This window comes from Paraburkholderia dilworthii, assembly GCF_000472525.1.
In the GTDB taxonomy this organism is placed as follows: Bacteria; Pseudomonadota; Gammaproteobacteria; order Burkholderiales; family Burkholderiaceae; genus Paraburkholderia; species Paraburkholderia dilworthii.
In genome coordinates this window covers 17,897-37,923 of the sequence record NZ_AWZT01000057.1, presented here as the reverse complement: position 1 = coordinate 37,923, position 20,027 = coordinate 17,897, and the positions used below count along the sequence as shown (strand labels likewise).

The following is a 20,027-nucleotide window of genomic DNA, read 5'->3' as shown; positions in this document are numbered from 1 at the left end:
TGCACTGCAAGGCGGGCGGACAGCGCATGTCGGCCTGCCTCGGCGGCGGAGCGCTGCTGGGTGAACAGGTGCCCGACCGGCGATACCGCATCTGCATCGTGATCGGTCCGCTGGACATCGGCACATACCACCGCTTCACGCCGCGGGGCGCTGACCTGCTGCGGCTGGTCCAGTGGGTGCGGGCGTACATCGGCCTGGAATATGAGTGGGACCTGGAACTGCAGATCAGGCCGCAATGCGCACCGCCCGCGATACTGGGCGATGCCTCGCAGCTTGGCTGGTCGGGCCTGGCTCGGTGAGTCGCCCGCAGGCGAGCCGGTCATCGGCATGGGGTTCGAGCCCGAGCAGTACATGGACCCGCTGATGCGCAAGGCGGCAGAACTGCAAATGAGGGGAGGTGGCGAATGAACAGCCTGCAGGCCGCGCATCCGGTGCGCAAGGTGATCGAGGAAAACATCCCGGCGTTCGAAGCGCGGTACGGCTGCAGGCCGGAAGTGCTGATCCTCAACCCGGTCGTCGCGCTGGCGCTTTTTGGTGGAGTGCCTGAATATGACCCGGTCATGTTCCGGGGCTACAGGTTCTCATCAGCGCGGAAGTGGATGTGGTTCGACTGGCGGTGAAGAAGCCGGATGGCCGTGTGGTGCATTAGGCGCGTGCAGTCAAAATCACAGGCTGTGATTTTCATGAGGAACCCCGTCATTGCGCGCCGTGGGGCCTCCCACGCTGCGGGCATCGCAGCATCGACAGATCATCTGTTCAGGTTTCAGACAAGTCACTTGCCCTGTCAGTCGCCGTCATGGGTAGCCGTTAGCTTGAAATCCGAAACGGGGCATATGTGCAATACGCAGGACCGTCCTGTGCAGAGGCCGAACGTTTCCTCGCACTGCCCGTGTGGCGAAAACGTAGGGAAATGGATGTTTGAGGGCATGAAGGGAAAGAAATTTTCCCCGCGCATCACCTGAAAGCTTTATGCGGCGCAACTGTTTAACACAGGGTGTGATTGCCCACAGCCTACTGAGTTTTGACTGAACAAGTTTTCGCGCTTGCCGCCGGCGCATGAGCCACGTCGGCACGCAAGACACCCCTCAAGCCTTCAACCCCGCCCCCGCCGCCTCTTCCCTCGACTGCACCTGCAAAACCGCATCGCGCTTATCAAGCAGATGCTGCCGAAGAATCTGACTGAGCCTTTTCCCGTCCCGCGCCTCAAGCGCCTTCAACATCTCGTCGTGATCATGAATCGCGCTGTCCCACTTCGGAATCTGAAAATTGGACCGAAAGCGCAGCGCCTGCAAGCGCCGGTTGATCGCGATATAAGTCTGTCGCAGCGCCGAATTCCGCGCGGCTTCATTGATCTTGTCGTGAATCGCCTGATTGCGGCTGTAGTACCCGGCGAGATCGTTTTGCGCGCGGCAAGCGAGCATTGCGTAATGCAACGCCTTGATCTCGGCGAGCTCCGCCGCCGTCATCCGCTCGGCCGCTAGTTCGCCCGAAAAAGCCTCAAGACCGCTCATCAATTCGAACGTCTCGCGCAACTCCGCCTCAGACATTTTCGACACCGACGCGCCACGATTCGGCGATATCTCGATCAGTCCTTCAGCGGCCAGCACCTTCAGCGCCTCGCGCAATGGCGTGCGCGAAATGCCGAGCGTTTCGCACAACTCGCGCTCGTTCAGCTTCTTGCCCGGCTCCAATACACCTTCGACGATAAAGCGGCGAATGTGCTCGACCACCGTGTCGTGCAAGCGCTGACGTTCCACCTTCGGCAGCACCGGCAATGCGGTCAAACTTCCCTCGAATTCCGAATTTTGCATACAAACTTCCTCAAGCGTCGTTGCATCTGATTTTATCGGATACGCAAGCGCAAGGTAAGAGCGCGGGTAAACACCAGCCGCGAAAGACCATTTTGGCCTTTCGCATGCGCAAGTTCGTCTGATATAGTTTTTTGCATGCAAAATTCAAACGGAGGAGCGCAATGTTGAAGTTAGATTTTCATCCCGCCGGCCGTCACTTTCTGCAGATCCCCGGCCCCAGTCCGGTGCCCGACCGCATCCTCCGGGCGATGAGCTACCCGACCATTGACCACCGCGGGCCCGAATTCGGCGAATTGGGTCTGAAGGTGCTCGACGGGATCAAGAAGATCTTTAAAACCCAGCATCCGGTCGTGATTTACCCGGCGTCCGGCACCGGCGCATGGGAAGCGGCGCTTTCGAACACGCTGAGCCCCGGTGATCACGTGCTGATGTTCGAGACGGGGCACTTCGCAACGCTGTGGAAAAAGATGGCGGAAAGCCTGGGCCTGAAGCCTGAGTTCCTTGGCCTGCCCGGCATCGAGGGCTGGCGGCGCGGCGTTCAACCGCAAATGATCGAAGCGCGCCTGCGCGACGACACCCAGCATTCGATCAAGGCGGTGTGCGTCGTGCACAACGAAACGTCGACGGGCGTGACTTCGGATATCGCCGCCGTGCGCCGCGCAATCGACGCCGCGGGCCACCCCGCGCTGTTGCTCGTCGATACGATTTCGGGCCTTGCCTGCGCCGATTATCGTCACGACGAATGGGGCGTCGACGTCACCGTTTCAGGTTCGCAGAAGGGCTTGATGCTGCCGCCGGGCATCAGCTTCAACGCGATTTCGCCGAAGGCCTTGGCTGCCAGCAAGCACGCGAAACTGCCGCGCAGCTTCTGGGACTGGAGCGAAATCGTCGAAATGAACAAGACGGGCTACTGGCCGTACACGCCGAACACGAACCTGCTGTATGGCCTTCACGAAGCGCTCGAAATGATTCTCGGCGAAGGGCTCGACAACGTCTTTGCGCGCCACGAGCGTCTCGCCGAAGCCACTCGCCGCGCGGTGCGTGCGTGGGGCCTGGAGATCCAGTGCGCAGATCCGGCTGTATATAGCCCGGTGCTGACGGGCGTGATGATGCCCGACGGCGTCGATGCCGATGCGGTTCGCAAGCTGATTTACGAACGCTTCGACATGTCGCTCGGCACGGGTCTCGGCAAGATGAAAGGCCGCATGTTCCGCATCGGTCATCTGGGCGATTGCAACGACCTGATGCTGCTCGCCACGCTGGCCGGTTGCGAAATGGGCTTGCGCCTCGCGGGCGTGCCGCTCAAGGAAAGTGGCTTGCCTGCCGCTATGGACTGGTTGAGCGAGCCGACGCAAGCCTCGGGTTTGAAGGCGGCAGCCTGAACGAAACGGCAGAAAAGTCGCGCGGGGCGAGTCTAAAAACCGGCGCATGCAACGAGCCACGGCAACGCGTCAACGAAAGCAGATAACAACGAAAACAGGCATCAACGAAGTCAGTTCCATCATAAAGCCGCGCGCAGAATGCGGCCCTGAACAATGCGATGTCCCGGCGGCGCGTACTGCCGGGCGACGACGAAGCGCGCCATGTCAGGCGCGCCGTCGATACATGCAAATGGAGAGAGACGATGAAGCGGTTTCGTGTGACCAGTGCGACCAGTATCGTTCTAGTGATGCTCTGCATCATGTACTTCATCACTTACCTGGATCGTGTCAACGTCAGTACGGCGGCGGCGGGCTTCGGCAAGGAATTCCACCTTTCGCATACGGAAGTCGGCCTGGTGTTCTCGGCCTTTGCGTATCCGTATCTGCTGTTCCAGATTATCGGCGGCTGGGTGAGCGACCGTTTTGGCGCAAGACGCACGCTGCTTGCGTGCGGCGCGGTCTGGGGTATCGCCACGTTGCTGACCGGTTTCGCCGGCGGCCTGATCTCGCTGCTGGCAGCGCGCGTGCTGCTCGGTTTCGGTGAAGGCGCAACGTTTCCCGCCGCAACATCCGCAATGGCGCGCTGGGTCGCTAAGGAAAAACGCGGCTTCGCGCAGGGCATCACACACGCCGCGTCGCGCATCGGCAACGCGGTTGCGCCTGGCCTTATCGTGCTCGTCATGGCGAACTGGGGATGGCGCGAATCCTTCTACATTTGCGGCGCGTTCAGCCTGATGTGGGTCGTCGTGTGGGCGCTCACGTTCACCGAGCATCCGAAAGATCACCCGCGTATCACGACGGAAGAGCTCGAAGTTCTGCCCGCTCCAAAGCAAAAGACCGCGGGCGTGCCTTGGGGCAAGCTGTTTCGTCGCATGGCGCCCGTCACGATCGTGTACTTCTGCTATGGCTGGACCTTGTGGCTCTTCCTCAGCTGGATTCCTCAATACTTCCTGCACAGCTATCACCTCGAGTTGAAGAAGTCGGCGATCTTCGCATCGGTCGTGTTCCTGGCCGGCGTGATCGGCGATACGCTCGGCGGCATCGTGACCGACTTCGTCTACAAGCGAACCGGAAGCCTGAAGCGCGCACGCAGCTGGATGGTGTCGGTGTGCATGTTGTTCTGCCTGCTGTCGCTCATTCCGCTGATGTTCACGCACAACGTGTATCTGTCGATGGCGTGTCTGGCGTCGGGCTTCTTCTTCGCCGAGATGACGATCGGTCCGATGTGGGCGATCCCGATGGACATCGCGCCGGAAGCTTCCGGCACGGCAAGCGGCATGATGAACACGGGCTCGGCGCTCGCGGCGATCATCTCGCCGGTGATGGGCGGCTTCCTGATCGACTACTTCGGCAACTGGGAGTTGCCGTTCGTCGGCAGCATGCTGTTGATGGCGCTCGGTGTCGTGCTCGCGTTCCGTATGCAACCGGAGAGCAAGTTCGCAGGCAATGCCGCGGACAAGGGGCAGGTCTCGACCAGCATGGGCGTGTAAGCGATGCTCCGGTCCTCCCACGCCGACGCCGTGAAGCTGAGCACATCGCCTCTTAGCCGCCTGCTCGCCGATGCACGCCGCAATCATGTGACGCTCGACGCGCTTGGCCCCAATGGCGCGCCGACCGACGCTGACGCGGCGTATGCGGTCCAGCACGAGATTCTGGCTATCGCCGACGCGCGCATCGGCGGCTGGAAGATCGGCGCCAAGTCGGACAGCGGGCCAATCCAGGGCGCGCCCTTACCGGACGTCGACCGGTATGCCGACGGCGCCAGTCTGCCGCGCGCGCCCTTCGCGCCGTTGGGCCTCGAACTGGAGATCGCCTTTCGCTTCGGCCGCTGCTTCGAGCCCTCGGCAACGCCTTATAGCGAAGCCGATGTACATGCGGCAATCGGCTCGTTTGGCGCGACGATTGAAATCGTCGCGAGCCGTTTCGCCGCGTGGCCCGACGTCGACAAGCTTACGCAACTCGCGGACTTGCAGAACCACGGCGCGTTGATCGTCGGCGACTTCATGCCGTATGACGAGAGCTTTCCGTTTTCGGCGCCCGCGCTGCTTTTTGACTTCAACGGACGCGATATCGTGGAACTGACGCCCGCGAATCCAGCCGGCGATCCACGCCGATTGCTCACGTGGCTTGTCAATCACGCGACATCGCGTGGCATTAGCGTCACGCCGGAAATGGTCGTCACAACAGGTTCGTACACCGGCATGTTTTTCCCACGAAGCGCGGGCACCGCACACGGACGCATCGAAGGACTGCCGTCCGTAAGTGTCACGCTGTATTGACCGTTCCCGTGCTCGCTGCGGTTTCGCCGCGCTTTCTGCGTATTGCAAAAACACCGACGTTATGACGAACCCCACTTCCGCTTTGCTTGTCAAGCCGATTCATCTCGTGCCGTCCGCCGCGCGTCTGATGACGCCGCTCGCGCAACATCTGCGTAAATCATTGCGCGGCGATGTGCTGTTCGATGCAGCGAGCCGTGGCCGTTACGCAACCGATGCATCGATCTATCAGATCATGCCGGTTGGCGTCGTCGTGCCGCGCGATCAGGACGATCTGCGCATCGCGCTTGAAATCGCGCGCAGCGAAAAAGTGCCGCTGCTCGCGCGCGGCGCTGGCACGAGCCAATGCGGACAAACGGTCGGCGAAGCGCTCGTAATCGACACGAGCAAGTGGCTGAACAATATCGTCGACTTCGATGCAGCAGCGCGCACAGTTACGGTGGAGCCGGGCGTCGTGCTCGATCACCTGAACGCGTGGCTCAAGCCGCACGGTCTGTGGTTTCCGGTGGATGTATCGACAGCGGCCCAATGCACGATTGGCGGCATGGCGGGCAACAACTCGTGCGGCTCGCGCTCGATTGAATACGGCAACATGGTGCACAATGTCGAGGCCATCGACGCGATTCTCGCCGACGGCAGCGAAGCGCGTTTCGCCTCGTTGCGCGACGCGCCGCACAGCGCGCGCTTGCAGCAGATACTCGAAGGCGTGAAGGAGATTGCGCAACGCGAGCGCGACGAAATCGTAGCGCGCGTGCCGAAAGTGTTGCGCCGCGTGGCGGGCTACAACATCGATCTATTCGACTGCCAGAACCCGCGCGCTTATACCGATGACGGCGTGGCGAACCTCGCGCATCTGCTGGTTGGCTCCGAAGGCACGCTCGCCTTCAGCCGTCAGTTGACGCTGAAGCTCGTGCCGCTGCCCGCGCATAAAACGCTGGGCGTGGTCAACTTTCCGACCTTCTGGCAGGCGATGGATCTCACGCAGCACATCGTCAAGCTGAAGCCGGTTGCGGTGGAACTGGTCGACCGCACGATGATCGATCTGGCGATGAGCAACCCGGCATTTCGGCCCGTGGTCGAAAAGGCGCTGGTCGGCGAGCCGCAAGCGGTGCTGCTCGTGGAGTTCGCCGGCGAGTCGCGCGACGCGCAACTCGATTCGCTCAAGCAGCTTACCGAATTGATGGCCGATCTCGGCTTGCCCGGCTCCGTCGTCGAGATGCCGGATATGAATGCGCAAAAGGCGCTGTGGGAAGTGCGCAAGGCCGGCCTGAACATCATGATGAGCATGAAGGGCGACGGTAAGCCGGTGTCCTTTATCGAAGACTGCGCGGTGCCGCTCGAGCATCTGGCGGAATACACGAGCAGGCTGACGGAGGTGTTTCATCGGCATGGCACGGAGGGCACCTGGTATGCGCATGCGAGCGTCGGCACGCTGCACGTGCGGCCGATTCTGGATATGCGCCGCGACGGCGCAAAGAAAATGCGGGCAATCGCCGAGGAAGCCGCAGCGCTCGTGCGCGAATACAAGGGCGCCTATTCCGGCGAACATGGCGACGGCCTGTGCCGCGGCGAATGGGTCGCGTGGCAATACGGTCCCACACTCAACCAGGCGTTCAGCGAGATCAAGGCGTTGTTCGATCCGGATAACCGCTTCAATCCCGACAAGATGGTCCGTCCGCCGAAAATGGACGACGCGCGCTACTTCCGTTTTGCGCCCGGTTATCAGGAGCGGCCCATTGAAACGGCGCTCGACTGGTCTGCATGGAATGTCGAACGCGATCCGCTGACGGGCCGCGAAACCGTGCCGGGCAGCGGCAATGATCTCGCAGGCGGTCTGGCGAAGGCCGTCGAGATGTGCAACAACAACGGCCACTGCCGGAAGTTCGATGCAGGCACGATGTGCCCGAGCTATCGCGTGACGAAAGACGAACAGCATGTCACGCGCGGGCGCGCGAACACCTTGCGACTCGCGATTTCCGGCCAGCTAGGCGAGGCCGGCCTCGCGAGCGACGAAGTAAAGGACACGCTCGATCTCTGCGTGTCATGCAAGGGCTGCAAGCGCGATTGTCCGACGGGCGTCGATATGGCGAAGTTCAAGATCGAGGCGCGCGCCGCGCGTGTGAAGCGACACGGTCTGACGCTGCGCGACAAGCTGGTGGCCTTCATGCCGCGCTACGCTGCGACCGCGACCCGCATGCCGGGTCTGATTGCGCTCGCAGATAACGTGCCGCTGCTGTCGGCGTGGTTCAAGCGCGCGGTGGGTTTCGCGAGCGAACGGAGCTTGCCGCGTTTCAGAAAGTCGTTCTTATCGAGCGCAAGGCCGACCGCGAACAGGCATGGCGCCGCGCTGAAGGAAGTCCTGTTGTTCGTCGACACGTTCAATAACAACATGGAGCCCGACAACGCGCGGGCCGCGCAGCAGGTGCTGGAAGCGGCGGGCTACACGGTGCACTTCAATGCGCGCCAAGGCGAGCGGCCGGTTTGCTGCGGCCGCACGTTCCTTGCGGCGGGCCTCGTCGATGAAGCAAAGCGTGAAGCGCGACGCATGCTCGATCTCTTCAAGCCTTTCGTGGAGCGGGGCGTGCCGGTTGTCGGTCTCGAGCCTTCGTGTCTGCTGTCGTTGCGCGACGAGTTTTTGCACTACGGTTTCGGCGACGAAGCACAGCGGCTCGCAAAACAGGCGTTCCTGTTCGAGGAATTTCTCGTGCATGAGGAAAAAGCCGGACGCTTACAGCTGGCGTTGAAGCCCTTGGACACGCCACAGGCGCTCGTGCATGGCCATTGTCATCAGAAGGCGTTCGATGCCTTCACGCCCGTTCAGACGGTTTTGAAATGGATTCCTGAACTAAAGGTGTCGACGGTGGAATCGTCGTGCTGCGGCATGGCGGGCAGCTTCGGCTACGAAGCGGAGCACTATGCGACGTCGCAGGCAATGGCGGAGTTGTCGCTATTGCCGGCAGTGCGCAAGATGGACCGCAATACGATCATGGTCGCTGACGGCACGAGTTGCCGTCATCAGATTCACGATGGCGCGGGTATCGAGGCCATTCATGTGGCCCGTGTGCTTGCGATGGCGCTGCAATAACGCGCTTAAACCGAAACAGCCTGCCGATAGACGGCCGGCGACACGCCCACGCCTTCGCGGAAACGGTGGCTGAAGTGGCTCGCGTTCGCATAACCGCATAGTTCGGCGACTTGCGCGAGCGGCAGAACAGTAGTGCGCAACAGCGTGCGAGCGCGTTCGAGCCGCTGCTGCGCGATCCACGCGGCGGGCGGCAATCCAAACGACATGCGGAACATGCGCGCAAGGTGAAACTCCGACAGCGCCGCCACGCTCGCGAGCTCACCGAGCGTCAGCGGCTCTGCAAGGTGACTCTCGATGTAGTCCCGCAGGCGCCGTCTTGTCGCGACCGACAAACCGCCTTTCAGCGCCAGGCCGCTGCGGCGCACACCTTGCGCGCGCAACAGCAGGCTCAGCACTTCATGCGCGGTTTCGTTGGTGCGCAGCAAACCGTCGGCATCGTCCCAATGCTCGTTCGCGAGCGACTGACACAAACTGGCGATGTGCGCATCTTCGAAATAGGTGCGATCGGCGAGCGTCAACTCGCGCGGCTCGCGGTCCAGTTCCTGCACGGCGCGTTGCGTGAAGTGCTCAGGCAGGAAATAGAGATGCATGAAATGCATGTGCCCGCGCACCCACCAGCGCGATTCATGATCGCCGGGTAATGCGCATAGCCGCGAGGGCGCGCCATAACGCCCCGGCACTTTTTGCCGCTCGGTGCGATAGCCGCCGTCCAGATAGCACGACAGCGTGTGGTGGCCCGGGCGTTCGTAGACGGTTTCGGCGACTTCGGTCTCGCGCGTCCACACCGCAATCGCCAGCCCGTCGCCGAGCCACGCGAAGCGCTCCAGGTTCGCGTTCGAAGTGCTGAGCGTGTGACACACCGACTGAATGCCAAATGGCGTTTCATTAGCGTCGATCACAGGGACGGGCGGGCTCGCGTTCACGGAACTGGCAGGTGTCATTCTTGCGGGATGTAGGCGTGAGTATACGGCCGGCCGCGCGCTGCGACATATGCGCTCGCGCCCCGCGGCGAAAAATGCGCAATCCTGGACAAGTCCGGCCGCCCGCGTTGCCGCATAGTCGAACTCCCGTATCCGCTGTTGCAGGCCTGACCATGAATCTGTCGCTTTATGCCGTTACCGTTCTAATCTGGGGCACCACGTGGATCGCGATTAAATGGCAGTTGGGCGAGGTGCCGCCGCCGGTGTCGATTGCGTGGCGCTTCTGGATCGCAGCATTGGTGCTGTTTGCGTTGTTGCGCATCATGCGCCGGCCGATGTGGCCGCCGCGCGCCGCATGGCGCTTTCTGTTCGCGCAAGGGCTCGCGCTGTTTTGCGTCAACTTCCTGTGTTTCTACTACGCCGAACAGGTGGTGCCGAGCGGCCTTGTCGCAGTGGTCTTCTCCACCGCGCCGCTTCTGAATTCGATCAATGGGCGGCTTTTCATGGGCCGGCCGTTGCAGCCCTCGGCGATTGCGGGCGCGATGCTGGGCCTCGTCGGCATTGTGTGTCTGTTCGTTCAGCAGATGAGCGGGCATCTCGGCGATCACGCCGCATGGCTCGGGCTTGGCATCGCGTTTCTCGGCACGTTGTGCTTTTCGGCGGGCAATCTGTTGTCGAGTCGCATGCAGTCGATGGGTTTGCATCCGTTCGTTACCAATAGCTGGGCGATGCTGATCGGCGCGAGCGTGCTGACAGTAGGCAGCGCGCTCGCCGGCTTTTCGTTCGCCATCGAGCCGTCCGCGCGTTATCTCGGCGCGCTCGCGTATCTCGCGGTGTTCGGCTCGGTGATCGGCTTTACGGCGTACCTGATGCTGGTCGGGCGCATCGGACCCGAGCGGGCCGCCTATTCGACCGTGCTGTTTCCGATCGTGGCGCTGGCGGTGTCGACGGTATTCGAAGGCTATCAGTGGTCCGCGTTGGCAGTGATTGGATTGCTGCTGGTGGTAGCCGGTAATCTGGTTGCTTTTGACCTGACGCGGCGCATCTTCGGGCGGCGCAGTCACGTTTGATAAGCGCGTGCACTACCGGAGAGCAACTGGCACTCCAGCCGCTCCTATGCGTGCGGGATATTTGCTTTTTCAAAAATTTATTGCCGATACGTACGCGAACCGCGTCGTCGTGTTGAACGCCAATACAATGCAGCCTTTGCGCTCGTGGAGCGTGAGCTCGCCTGGACATCGCGATCGACAGCGATTCGACGCTCTGGATGACAAGCGGCGTATCATCCGGAAACCTAACTATTTTGCATTTCGCCGCAGACGGCACCGCGCTCGCTGGCACCTTGCCGTTGCCCGGGTGCGGTTCCGGTCGACATCGCCGTGACGCCGGCAGGGCAAATTCTTGTCGCGGACAATGGGCCGTCGCAGCAGATCCTCGTCTTCAGCAAGGACGCTAACGGTCAACCGCAAGCCGCCGCACCGCTCGGCACGCGCAACGGCATTTTTCATGCGGTCAAGGGTGCCGGGCAACTGGCGCTTCAACGGCATGACGGGTATTGCACTCGATCCTGCCGGCAATTTCTACGTCGCGCAAAACGGTGAAGGTCCGCGTCCGGCGGGCTCGGATTCGGTCGGACAAGGTGCGGTCCTAAAGAGCTACGTGTGCAACTCGCATGCGTTGCACTGGCGGCTATACGGCCTGACGTTTGTGGACAGCGCCGCATTCGATCCGGCGACGCCGGCTTCGGTGTACACCGGTTCAAAGCGCTTCACGCTCGACTACAGCCAGCCTGCGGGCCGCGAATAGTCGTATGCGGCGTTCACGCTGAATCGCTTTGATTATCCCGACGACCCCACGTTTCACCAGTCGCGCGGAGTACGGGGCGAGCCGATGATGCGAAGGATCAACGGCCAGCCATTTCTCTATACCCTCGATCCTGGCGCGCATTACGTGAACGTCTACCGTTTCGACGCCGCGCGTGGCGAGACGGCGATTCCGTCGGGACTGCTCGCGCAAAATCCGCTGCCCGGTACGTGGCCTTCGGGGCAGCCGAGCTATGGCGAATGGCCGTGGCGCGATGTCAACGGTAACGGCGTTGTGGACGTCGGCGAGATCAGCAGCAATCCGTCGACGGGCAGCACCGTCGGCAACGGCTTCTGGTGGGTGGACGCGCCGGGCAACGTCTGGCTCGCCACACCACTGAGCGGCTTCCGCGAGATGCCGTTGCAAGGGCTGGATTCGGCGGGCAATCCGATCTACACCTACGCGAGTTCGCAACTGTTCGCGATGCCGCAGCCGTTCACGCGGCTCGCGCGGTTGGTCTACATCGCGGAGATGGACACCATGTATCTCTCCGGTTTCACGAGCGCGATTCCGTGGGACGCGACGCATTGGAAGGAAGCCGGTCCGGTGCTCGCGCGCTACGACAACTGGAGTTCCGGCACGCTCACGCAGCGTACGCGGTCTTGCTGCCGTGGGACACAGAGAGCAATCCGCAGACGACCGCGGTAGGCGTCGCGGTGGCCGGCGACTATGTGTTCGTGGCTGAGTTGTACACGGCGAAGGTCGATGTCTACGACGCGCGCGCAGGTCAGCGGGTCGGCTATATGACGCCGGGCGCGAGCGTGGCCAACACGAGCGGATGGGTGAACGTGTATCTCGGCATCAGCGCGGCGAAACGCGACAATGGCGAGTACGTGATACTGGTTGAGGACGACGCACGCGCAAAAATCCTGATGTATCGGTGGACGCCTTAATCACGGTCGTATTCGCGCTGATCACGAATAGACGGCAACGCGCGATCGGTATATAACAACGTGAAAGGACGCGAGTTCACCGACGCTTCAAACGGAGAGATGCTTCATCATGACGCAAGACGTAACGCCTAAGCCGCCCGCGGGCGACCGGCCCGATCTGGAAAACCTCGACGCGGCGCTCAGTCACGTGGATCAGCAGGTGTCATCCGGCAGCATTGCGTCGGGTGCTGCAAAGGGCATTCTGTACAGCCTGATCGAAACGCTCGGCACGTTTGTCGGCGATCCGGATTTGCCCGAGCACGCGCGTTCGGGCTACGAAGGGCTGCTCGAAGCCGCTCGCGAACTGCGCGCGAAGCTGGAGCACTGAACGGCCCTTACGGCGTTGCGGTTTTCGACTAGCTGTTGCGATTCGTCATCGCGATAGGGCGCCGCGCGTGGGCCGAGTCGCCGACTAGATAGAAAGGCGCACTGTCTTCAACATTGCGCCTTTTTCATGTTCTCCGTGTCCGCTATCGCGTTATTCGCAGTCGGCATTGTCGTCGTGCTGATCACGCCTGGGCCTACCAATACATTGCTCGCGTCGGCCGGTATGGGCCAGGGGCTGCGGCGTTCGTTGCCGCTCGTCGCCGCTGAGCTCGCCGGCTACCTCGTCGCTATTTCGGTGTGGGGCGATTTTCTTGCGCAAGCCGCGCAAGCCGTGCCGTGGCTGCCCGTGTTGCTGCGCGTGGCGGCGGGTTTGTACATCGCGTGGCTCGCCGTCGACATGTGGCGCGCGGCCGTCGCGCTACCGGACTCCGCGCAGCGCGCGAGCGGCATGCGCACATTGTTCGTCGCGACGCTGCTCAACCCGAAAGCCTTGCTGTTCGCGAGCACCATTTTTCCGGCCGCTGCTTTCGCGCTCTGGCCGGCGTATCTCGTCTCGATGCTAATGTTCGCGTGCCTGCTCGTGCCGATTGCGCTCGCGTGGATCGCGTTCGGTGCGGCGCTGGGCAGCGGCAAGCTGCGTTGGCTCGATCCGGCGAAGATCCAGCGCGGCGCGTCGATTCTGCTCGGCGTGTTTTCGCTGTCGCTTGCGTGGTCGGCGTTGCATTGACTGCACACGGCGGCGGCGCGCCTACCCTTCGACGTTCTCACTCACGCTCAATGCTTGCTGCCATTCCGGCGCGGCCGAGGTGACTTGCAATTGCGGCGTGCCATGCCAATCCGCGCACCTTTGCAATGCGCGCCGCAGATCGCCGGCGAGACGGGCGCTCGGACGCACGCCCGCTTCCATATGCACGGACTTCAACTCGAAAATGCCCTGCGCGCGGTGCGCTTTCGCATCGACGCGGCCGACGAGCCGCCCGTGGCTCAGCAGCGGCAGCACGAAATAACCGTATTTGCGCTTTGCCGCCGGCGTATAGCATTCGATTGCGTAGTCGAAGTCGAACAGCGCGGCGGCGCGTTTCCGATCCCATACGACAGGGTCGAACGGCGACAGCACCGTCGTCACGGTCGAGGCGAGCTTGCCGCTCGCCGTGTCGTCGAGCATGTGCGCGAAGTCGCGGTGGACGAACGCGTCGTGCTTCCAGCCCGCCACCTGTATGGGAATCAATTCGCCGCGATCGGCAAGCGCATGAAGCTCCTCGCGATACGGACGCCGTGGCAGCCGGTAATAGTCCGCCACCCAGTCGGCCCGCGCGACGCCGAGCGCCCGGCAAGTGCGGCGCAGCAGTTCATCGGCGACGATATGCGGCGGCGGCAGATCGCGTGCGTCGTCCCAATCCGGCAACACGCGTTCGGTAACATCGTAGACGCGCTGAAAATTGCGCCGCTCCGCCACCATGAGTTGCCCGAGCGCGAAGAGCACTTCCAGATGGCGCTTTTCCGGCTTCCAGTCCCACCAGCCGTTGCCCTTGACTGATTCGCGAGCGAAATCGGCCGAGCGCACCGGGCCCGTGATGCGGATGTGCGCCAGCAGTTTCTCGATGTCGTCGCGATGCTTGTTGTGCCAGTCGGCCGCGTACTTCCAGCCCATGCCGCTCGGGTCGAGCATCCGATGGCGCAGCAGGCCGTAGTCTTCAGTCGGCACAAAGCAGGCTTCATGCGACCAGTATTCGAATAGCTTGCCTTCGGCGAGATGTTCGTCGAGCCATTGCGGCGGATACGCGCCGAGCCGGCTGAAGAGCACCAGATAAGGACTACGCGCGACGACGTGGATCGTGTCGATCTGCAATTGCGCCATGCGGCGGATCGCGTCGAGCACGTCGGCTTTTACAGCCTTGCGGCGCGGCGGCGTCAGCAGACCTTGTGCGGTCAGATGCAGCGTCCGGGCGGCGGAGAGCGGAAGAGTCTTCACGCGGAGGCCTACCAGCCGCGCCCGTGATGCTTGTCCCACCCGCGATGACGGCCATGATCGTGATGCCAACGGCGGCCACGATAATAGTCGCCGCGGTAGCCGTAACCGTAGACGGGCTGAGGCGCATAGACGACCGGCGGCGGAGCGTACATCACCGGCGGGGCGGCGTATATAGGGCCCGGCGTGTTGACGAACACGCCAACGTCGACGCGAGCAGAAGCGGCAGTCGATGCGCAGGCGGCGGCAAGTCCGAAGGCGGCGAAGAAGATCGCGCGTTTGTTCATGCTTCTCTCCTGTGTCCCAGCAAGACGATTGCTGTTTCCAACGAGCAGCCATTCACTGTCGAATGGCTGACGTCGATCTTACGAGACAGAAAGAAAAGCAGGTGCAACGAGTTGAAGGCGTGTGTAACAACGCATTACCCGGCAAATTATCCGACAGCTTCTGCAATGGACCACCGTGTGATGCGGCGGCCTTCAGCCAGGCGCAAACTCACGCTCACACTCAAGCCACCGACGCGACCGCTTCCTCCGCGGAAACCGCCAGCAATTGGTGAATCTGCGCGACCACGGCTGCGCCTTCGCCGACTGCCGCCGCCACGCGCTTGGTCGAACCCGCGCGCGCGTCGCCGATCGCGTACACGCCTTTCACCGTCGTCGCGAGGTCGCAGGCCGCTACGCCATCCGCGCTGGTGCCCGTCAGCACGAAGCCCTTTTCGTCGAGTTCGACGCCGCAAGTGCGCAGCCAGTCGGTGTTCGGGTCCGCCCCGGTGAAGAGAAACAGGTGCCGCGTGTCGATGTGATCCGTGCCATCGGGCAAGGGCTTTTTCAGGGCGACCGACGCAAGCCCACTTTCATCCGCGACGAGTTGGCCGATCTCCGAATTGGGATGCACGACGACGTTCGGCAAAGAGCGGATGCGGTCGATCAGATAGCGCGACATGGTAGCCTCGAAGCCGCTACGCCGGATCAGCACGTGGACCTTCGCCGCGTGCGTCGCCAGATAGACGATGGCCTGGCCGGCCGAGTTGCCGCCGCCCACCAGCACGACTTCCTGGCGTTTGCACAGTCTCGCTTCGACGGGCGACGCCCAGTAGTACACGCCGCGTCCGTCGAAACGGTCCAGCCCTTCGAGCGCGGGGCGCCGGTACACCGCGCCGCTCGCGATCACAATGGTGCGCGCGCTGATATGGCCGCCGCATTTGAGTTCCAGCCGGTACGGCGCCTCGCCGCAATGCAGCGCCTTTACGTGGACGGGAATCGCCACGTGCGCACCGAATTTCTGCGCCTGCACGAACGCGCGTCCGGCCAACGCCTGACCTGAAATGCCGGTCGGAAAGCCCAAGTAGTTCTCGATCCGTGAGCTGGCGCCCGCCTGGCCGCCCGGCGCGCGGCTGTCGAGCACGATGACCGAAAGACCTTCAGACGCCGCATACACCGCAGTGGCGAGCCCGGCCGGTCCCGCGCCCACGATTGCGACGTCATAGACCAGCGAGGCGTCGAGATCGGGCAGCAAGCCAAGCGAGGTCGCCAGTTCCGGCATGCTCGGATGACGCAGCACCGAGCCGTCCGGGCAGATCACGAGCGGCATGTCTTCCTGCTGCGCGCCGAACTGCTCGACGAGCCGCAACGCGTCCTCGTCGCACTCGTCGATCGTGGAATGCGGATGACCGTTGCGCGACAGGAAACCTTGTAACATCACGAGCCGCGCGTCGGTGCTGCTGCCGATCAGGATCGGCCCGCCGGCGCCTTTTTCGATCAACGACACGCGCCGCAGAATCAGAGCGCGCATGATCCGCTCGCCGAGTTCGGCTTCGGCCACGAGCAGTGCGCGCAGTTTTTCAGGCGGAATCAGCAACGCCTGCACTGCGCAAAGCGCCATGCCGTTGACGAGCGCGTGGCGTCCCGACAATTGACCGACCTCGGCGAGGAAATGCCCCGGCCCGTGTTCGCCGATCACGACTTCACGGCCGATGCCGTCGCGTTGATAAACCTTCACGCGCCCTTCGAGCAGCACGAACATGCCAGGACCTGTGTGGCCGGTCTCGAACAGCAGTTCGCCCGCTTTCCATTGGCTCACCTCGCCGAACCGGCGCACCCGATCGATTTCCGCCGCGGTAAGCGCGGGGAACATCTGATGCATGCGGGTGGACAGATTGGAAAACGGTGCGTCGGCGACTACCGCTTCGGGTTGTACTTCAGGTTCTGCAATGGAAACCATTGAACCGCTCCTTCGGTGTTCATTGATTGACTGAACGAAGGCGCGACGGCACGCATGCGGCAGCGCGCAAGCGCCGCGGCGTCAAACCGCTTTCGGCGCGATGTGCTCGACCGCGGCTTCGGGCGGCGGCATGCCGGGCAAGGCCTCGACCGGCCTGCCGGAGTCGCGCCAGGCTTCCATGCCGCCGCGCAGCGGCAACACGTCGTCGAAGCCTGCTTCGTTTAGTTGCTTGGCCATCCATGCGGCCGAAATTTCATTGGGACACGAACAGTAGATCACCAGTTTCTGATTGCGCGGATAGGTGGCGACGATCTGATCCAGTTGCCGCTCGTCGGCGAATTGCGAGCCCGGAATCACGAATGGATCGAGCTTGCGCTTCTCCTGCGAACGGATGTCGAACAGCACCGGCGTGTTGCCCGAGGCGACCAGCGAGGCGAGTTCCTCTACTTCGATGCGAGCGGACGCGAGCTTGTTGATCAACTGACGACGGCGAATCCAGCGGTACACCGCGTACAACAGCAGCAGCGCGACGGCGACCACGCCCGCCGTGCGGCCCAGCCGCCCGGCCGCGGCGAACACCATGTCGATCTGCTGCGCGAACAACGCGCCGATGATAAGCCCCGTGCCCGACCACAACGCGGCGCCGATGCTGTCGTAAGTGAGAAACGTGCGGTAGCGCGTGCCCATTGCGCCCGCCATCGGAATCGATACGATCGACAGGCCAGGGACGAACTTCGCGACGGCCAGCACGCGCACACCCCAACGCCCGAAAAACCGCTCGGTTTTTTTCACGCACGTGTCACGCGACAGTGACAGGCGGCAGATGGTTTTCAGCGTATTGCCGCCGTACACGCGGCCGGCCAGATACCACGCACTGTCGCCGATCAGCGTGGCGAATATCGACAGCACGAGTACCGGCAGCAATTGCGTGCCGACCGAGCCGGGATGCATCGCGGCCATTGCGCCGAACAACACGAGCGACGGCATGGCCGGCACCGGCAGGCCGATGGACGCGGCCAGCACATTCGCGAAAATGAGCGCCGGTCCATATTGCTCGACGAGATCATGTAGCATCGACTTACATCCGCGGCCTTTTCAGGCACGGCGCGCATTAGGGAAGCAAGGAGAATGGAGCGATTATGGACCATTTTCAAGGCGTGCAAAGCCCTTGAAAAACACCGGTTATTCGGGGTTGGAAGCGTTACCGCCGCGCGCTCGATAACCTGAGCGCGCGGGCTGCAAGTACAAACCCGATGCGGCCCGAATCAGACTGAAAACAATTGAAGCTCGCGCGGCCTCAATGAAAGCGAGACGCGAAGATTGCTGCAGCGGCGCGCGGCATACGCAACGCCGGGCGATTCGCTGCACATGCGGCGTTCACGCGAAAGCGCCGCGCGATTCGCTTATTGACGGTGATTATGCTGCTCACCCGGCAACTCGGCGCCGTGCGCACGAATTGCCGCAATCAGTTCGGCCGGCGTGATTTCATAGCGCACTTCGCGATGTATGCCTGGCTTGCGCTCATCGACTTCGATCAGAAGGATGCCTTTGCCGTCTTCTGTCGACTCGAGGCGCAGCGAGCGCAGTTCGCGCCCAGTTGCGTCGTCGTATTCGGTGAGCAGGGCCATTGACCCGGAGGACCCGGAAGTGCGCATCGAAGTTGTCCTTGTTCCGTTGTTGATCGAACCATTGTACGGGCAGCATGACGCGCTGTCTGTCGCGCAATGTTCACGCTCTGGCGATTGACCGATGCGTCCGTGTGCTTGCCCGAACGCCGCCGTGCGCCTGGGTCTGCGGGCCGCGAGCCAAGCATGGGATGACGTTCCGTTGTGACAATGAGTTTAACGCGACTCGTCGCGGCGACGGCTGCATTCTTCATGCCCCGGAGCGGTGCAGTCCTTTTTCGGCGCTGTCATGCCGGTGACGCGCGGTAGAGTTAGGCGGCCCACGGGCAGGCGCAAACCAGATCGGCAAAAACGCCCGATGCGGAGCGTGCAACCCGCACATGTGAAGCGCAGAAGCAACGCACTTGTCGCGCCGCATTCCAGTGTCCTCGGGATCGTCACGCTATAGCGGCCCGTTTCGCGACTCGCGGATGTGTTCGAGTTCAAGCATCTCCGATGCGCGCAATGGCGCGTCGCCGTCGAGAAAGAACTCGTCAAGTTGCGGCGGGGCGGCTGGCGTGCCGCTCAGCATTGCATGAACCTGCCCGCGGTGATGGATCTGATGCACGAAGACGTGCGGCAGCACCTTGCCGACCGTCTCCCGTTGAACGCCAACCGACGGACCGCGGTCAATGTCGACCTCGCGCTGCAAGTCGCGGCCGGTCAGCGACTCGCAGAAGGCGAGCAGATCGCGGTCGCTCTGCGCCTGGGCGTCCCACAGTTGCGCCGCACGTGGATACGGCACTTCGTCGTCGAAAATCGCGAGGCCCTGGCCGCCGCCGATCATCGCGTCATAGTAATACCGGTCCACCAGCAAGATGTGATTCAACGTGAGTTGCAACGAAGGAAAGAAGCTCACCCTGCGCGCGGCGAACTCTTCGTCGGTCAAGCTCAGGCATGCACGATAAAGGCGCAGGTTTGACCATGCGTTGTTGCGCGCCATCGCGGTCAAATGTGAAGACAGGGGATCGCGCGAAGCGGCGCTTCGCGAGTCGGAATCAACCATTTGTGCCTCCGTCGATGCTGATCGGCATGAGCCTGCGCGCAAAAATTGCACGTATCGATGCGCGATGCCCGAACAGCATAGACCGCGCGCAAAAAAAGCCCGTCTGCTTCCAGACGGGCCGCTAAACGCCGTTGTTACTCGGGTCAGTGTGCCCCTACATCGATTGGGCAGTGACCCTTGTATCGTGAGGTGTCAAAACCGCGCTGTCGAGGTAGCGGTAATGCCTATCTATCGGATTAGTGCGGGGTCAATGCGGATAAGACGCCGGACCAATGCATAGTCCGCGGCCTGGTCGATGCCCCGCATCGTGCGCATCGCGCGGTACAGGTTGGAGCAGCGCTGCGGATACGGGGTCGTGCGCGGCATCGGCTGACATGCGTTGACGCGTGCGGGCAACGACGCGCGGCCAAGGCGCTGTGTCGGCAACCGTAAAGAGACGCACGGCCTCGCTCAGCACGTCGGTCTGGGCGGCGAGACGCTGCGCCGTGGCCGCCTGCTCGACGAGCGCCGCAAGTTCGGACGTCTTAACG

17 protein-coding genes and 2 pseudogenes are annotated in these 20,027 nt (G+C 62.5%); 10 read left to right on the top strand and 9 right to left on the bottom strand.

Features of this window, described 5'->3' with window-relative positions:
- Together F759_RS39080 and F759_RS0131290 are read left to right on the top strand one after the other, a co-directional pair.
- Positions 1-299, top strand: a 299-nt coding sequence (locus tag F759_RS39080) for a type VI secretion system baseplate subunit TssG (protein WP_407668563.1), incomplete at its 5' end; no start/stop codon positions are given.
- A gap of 105 nt (positions 300-404) precedes the next feature.
- Positions 405-620: a hypothetical protein gene (locus F759_RS0131290; protein ID WP_027803319.1), complete on the top strand. Its 216-nt coding sequence runs from the start codon at positions 405-407 to the stop codon at positions 618-620.
- Positions 621-1,085: 465 nt separating this feature from the next.
- Here the strand turns inward: F759_RS0131290 and F759_RS0131285 are convergent, their stop codons facing one another.
- A complete protein-coding gene (locus F759_RS0131285) occupies positions 1,086-1,811 on the bottom strand; it encodes a GntR family transcriptional regulator (protein WP_027803318.1) in 726 nt (241 codons plus the stop codon).
- Between the two features lie 161 nt (positions 1,812-1,972).
- Here F759_RS0131285 and F759_RS0131280 point away from each other — a divergent pair, with 161 nt between their 5' ends.
- From F759_RS0131280 to F759_RS0131260, 4 genes are all read left to right on the top strand, one after another.
- A complete protein-coding gene (locus tag F759_RS0131280) occupies positions 1,973-3,193 on the top strand; it encodes a pyridoxal-phosphate-dependent aminotransferase family protein (RefSeq protein ID WP_027803317.1) in 1,221 nt (406 codons plus the stop codon).
- 242 nt (positions 3,194-3,435) lie between these two features.
- Complete coding sequence (locus F759_RS0131270; RefSeq protein WP_027803316.1) at positions 3,436-4,722, top strand: MFS transporter; 1,287 nt, start codon at positions 3,436-3,438, stop codon at positions 4,720-4,722.
- 3 nt (positions 4,723-4,725) lie between these two features.
- On the top strand, positions 4,726-5,511 hold the full coding sequence (locus F759_RS0131265; protein ID WP_051377517.1) for a 2-keto-4-pentenoate hydratase: 786 nt from the start codon (positions 4,726-4,728) through the stop codon (positions 5,509-5,511).
- A gap of 61 nt (positions 5,512-5,572) precedes the next feature.
- Positions 5,573-8,593, top strand: a complete 3,021-nt coding sequence (locus F759_RS0131260) for an FAD-binding and (Fe-S)-binding domain-containing protein (RefSeq protein ID WP_027803314.1) — start codon at positions 5,573-5,575, stop codon at positions 8,591-8,593.
- A gap of 5 nt (positions 8,594-8,598) precedes the next feature.
- Here F759_RS0131260 and F759_RS0131255 read toward each other — a convergent pair whose 3' ends face one another.
- Positions 8,599-9,534 (bottom strand): helix-turn-helix domain-containing protein, encoded by a 936-nt coding sequence (locus F759_RS0131255; protein ID WP_084534399.1) that lies wholly within the window; start codon positions 9,532-9,534, stop codon positions 8,599-8,601.
- A 152-nt stretch (positions 9,535-9,686) separates the two neighbouring features.
- Here F759_RS0131255 and F759_RS0131250 point away from each other — a divergent pair, with 152 nt between their 5' ends.
- The 4 genes and pseudogenes from F759_RS0131250 (at position 9,687) to F759_RS0131225 (ending at position 13,362) form a co-directional block, all read left to right on the top strand.
- Positions 9,687-10,583: a DMT family transporter gene (locus F759_RS0131250; protein ID WP_027803312.1), complete on the top strand. Its 897-nt coding sequence runs from the start codon at positions 9,687-9,689 to the stop codon at positions 10,581-10,583.
- Positions 10,584-10,659: 76 nt separating this feature from the next.
- Positions 10,660-12,269: pseudogene (locus F759_RS39075) on the top strand (hypothetical protein); the annotation flags it as partial.
- A 109-nt stretch (positions 12,270-12,378) separates the two neighbouring features.
- On the top strand, positions 12,379-12,636 hold the full coding sequence (locus F759_RS0131230; RefSeq protein WP_027803308.1) for a hypothetical protein: 258 nt from the start codon (positions 12,379-12,381) through the stop codon (positions 12,634-12,636).
- 126 nt (positions 12,637-12,762) lie between these two features.
- Entirely contained in the window at positions 12,763-13,362 is a 600-nt protein-coding gene (locus F759_RS0131225; RefSeq protein ID WP_027803307.1) for a LysE family translocator, read from the top strand.
- 21 nt (positions 13,363-13,383) lie between these two features.
- Here F759_RS0131225 and F759_RS0131220 read toward each other — a convergent pair whose 3' ends face one another.
- The 7 genes and pseudogenes from F759_RS0131220 to F759_RS44510 all read right to left on the bottom strand — a co-directional run.
- Positions 13,384-14,607, bottom strand: a complete 1,224-nt coding sequence (locus F759_RS0131220; protein ID WP_027803306.1) for a winged helix-turn-helix domain-containing protein — start codon at positions 14,605-14,607, stop codon at positions 13,384-13,386.
- An 8-nt stretch (positions 14,608-14,615) separates the two neighbouring features.
- Positions 14,616-14,891, bottom strand: a complete 276-nt coding sequence (locus F759_RS0131215) for a hypothetical protein (RefSeq protein WP_027803305.1) — start codon at positions 14,889-14,891, stop codon at positions 14,616-14,618.
- A gap of 220 nt (positions 14,892-15,111) precedes the next feature.
- Positions 15,112-16,827, bottom strand: coding sequence for an FAD-dependent oxidoreductase (locus F759_RS0131210; protein ID WP_027803304.1), 1,716 nt, complete (start codon positions 16,825-16,827; stop codon positions 15,112-15,114).
- 81 nt (positions 16,828-16,908) lie between these two features.
- Positions 16,909-17,901, bottom strand: a complete 993-nt coding sequence (locus tag F759_RS0131205) for a DedA family protein/thiosulfate sulfurtransferase GlpE (RefSeq protein WP_027803303.1) — start codon at positions 17,899-17,901, stop codon at positions 16,909-16,911.
- A gap of 329 nt (positions 17,902-18,230) precedes the next feature.
- Positions 18,231-18,482 (bottom strand): hypothetical protein, encoded by a 252-nt coding sequence (locus F759_RS0131195; protein WP_027803302.1) that lies wholly within the window; start codon positions 18,480-18,482, stop codon positions 18,231-18,233.
- 412 nt (positions 18,483-18,894) lie between these two features.
- The gene (locus F759_RS0131190; protein WP_027803301.1) at positions 18,895-19,497 is read right to left on the bottom strand and encodes a DinB family protein; all 603 of its coding nucleotides are present in this window, start codon (positions 19,495-19,497) and stop codon (positions 18,895-18,897) included.
- Positions 19,498-19,744: 247 nt separating this feature from the next.
- Positions 19,745-20,020, bottom strand: a pseudogene (locus F759_RS44510) (hypothetical protein); the annotation flags it as partial.
- Positions 20,021-20,027 lie beyond the last annotated feature (7 nt).

Bases quoted from the DNA above. Each gene is read 5' to 3' on its own strand.
- F759_RS0131285 (WP_027803318.1), bottom strand. From the start codon at position 1,811: ATGCAAAATTCGGAATTCGAGGGAAGTTTGACCGCATTGCCGGTGCTG.
- F759_RS0131205 (WP_027803303.1), bottom strand. From the start codon at position 17,901: ATGCTACATGATCTCGTCGAGCAATATGGACCGGCGCTCATTTTCGCG.
- F759_RS0131195 (WP_027803302.1), bottom strand. From the start codon at position 18,482: ATGCGCACTTCCGGGTCCTCCGGGTCAATGGCCCTGCTCACCGAATAC.
- F759_RS0131290 (WP_027803319.1), top strand. From the start codon at position 405: ATGAACAGCCTGCAGGCCGCGCATCCGGTGCGCAAGGTGATCGAGGAA.
- F759_RS0131215 (WP_027803305.1), bottom strand. From the start codon at position 14,891: ATGAACAAACGCGCGATCTTCTTCGCCGCCTTCGGACTTGCCGCCGCC.
- F759_RS0131255 (WP_084534399.1), bottom strand. From the start codon at position 9,534: ATGACACCTGCCAGTTCCGTGAACGCGAGCCCGCCCGTCCCTGTGATC.
- F759_RS0131265 (WP_051377517.1), top strand. From the start codon at position 4,726: ATGCTCCGGTCCTCCCACGCCGACGCCGTGAAGCTGAGCACATCGCCT.
- F759_RS0131270 (WP_027803316.1), top strand. From the start codon at position 3,436: ATGAAGCGGTTTCGTGTGACCAGTGCGACCAGTATCGTTCTAGTGATG.
- F759_RS0131230 (WP_027803308.1), top strand. From the start codon at position 12,379: ATGACGCAAGACGTAACGCCTAAGCCGCCCGCGGGCGACCGGCCCGAT.
- F759_RS0131260 (WP_027803314.1), top strand. From the start codon at position 5,573: ATGACGAACCCCACTTCCGCTTTGCTTGTCAAGCCGATTCATCTCGTG.
- F759_RS0131210 (WP_027803304.1), bottom strand. From the start codon at position 16,827: ATGGTTTCCATTGCAGAACCTGAAGTACAACCCGAAGCGGTAGTCGCC.
- F759_RS0131280 (WP_027803317.1), top strand. From the start codon at position 1,973: ATGTTGAAGTTAGATTTTCATCCCGCCGGCCGTCACTTTCTGCAGATC.
- F759_RS0131225 (WP_027803307.1), top strand. From the start codon at position 12,763: ATGTTCTCCGTGTCCGCTATCGCGTTATTCGCAGTCGGCATTGTCGTC.
- F759_RS0131190 (WP_027803301.1), bottom strand. From the start codon at position 19,497: ATGGTTGATTCCGACTCGCGAAGCGCCGCTTCGCGCGATCCCCTGTCT.
- F759_RS0131250 (WP_027803312.1), top strand. From the start codon at position 9,687: ATGAATCTGTCGCTTTATGCCGTTACCGTTCTAATCTGGGGCACCACG.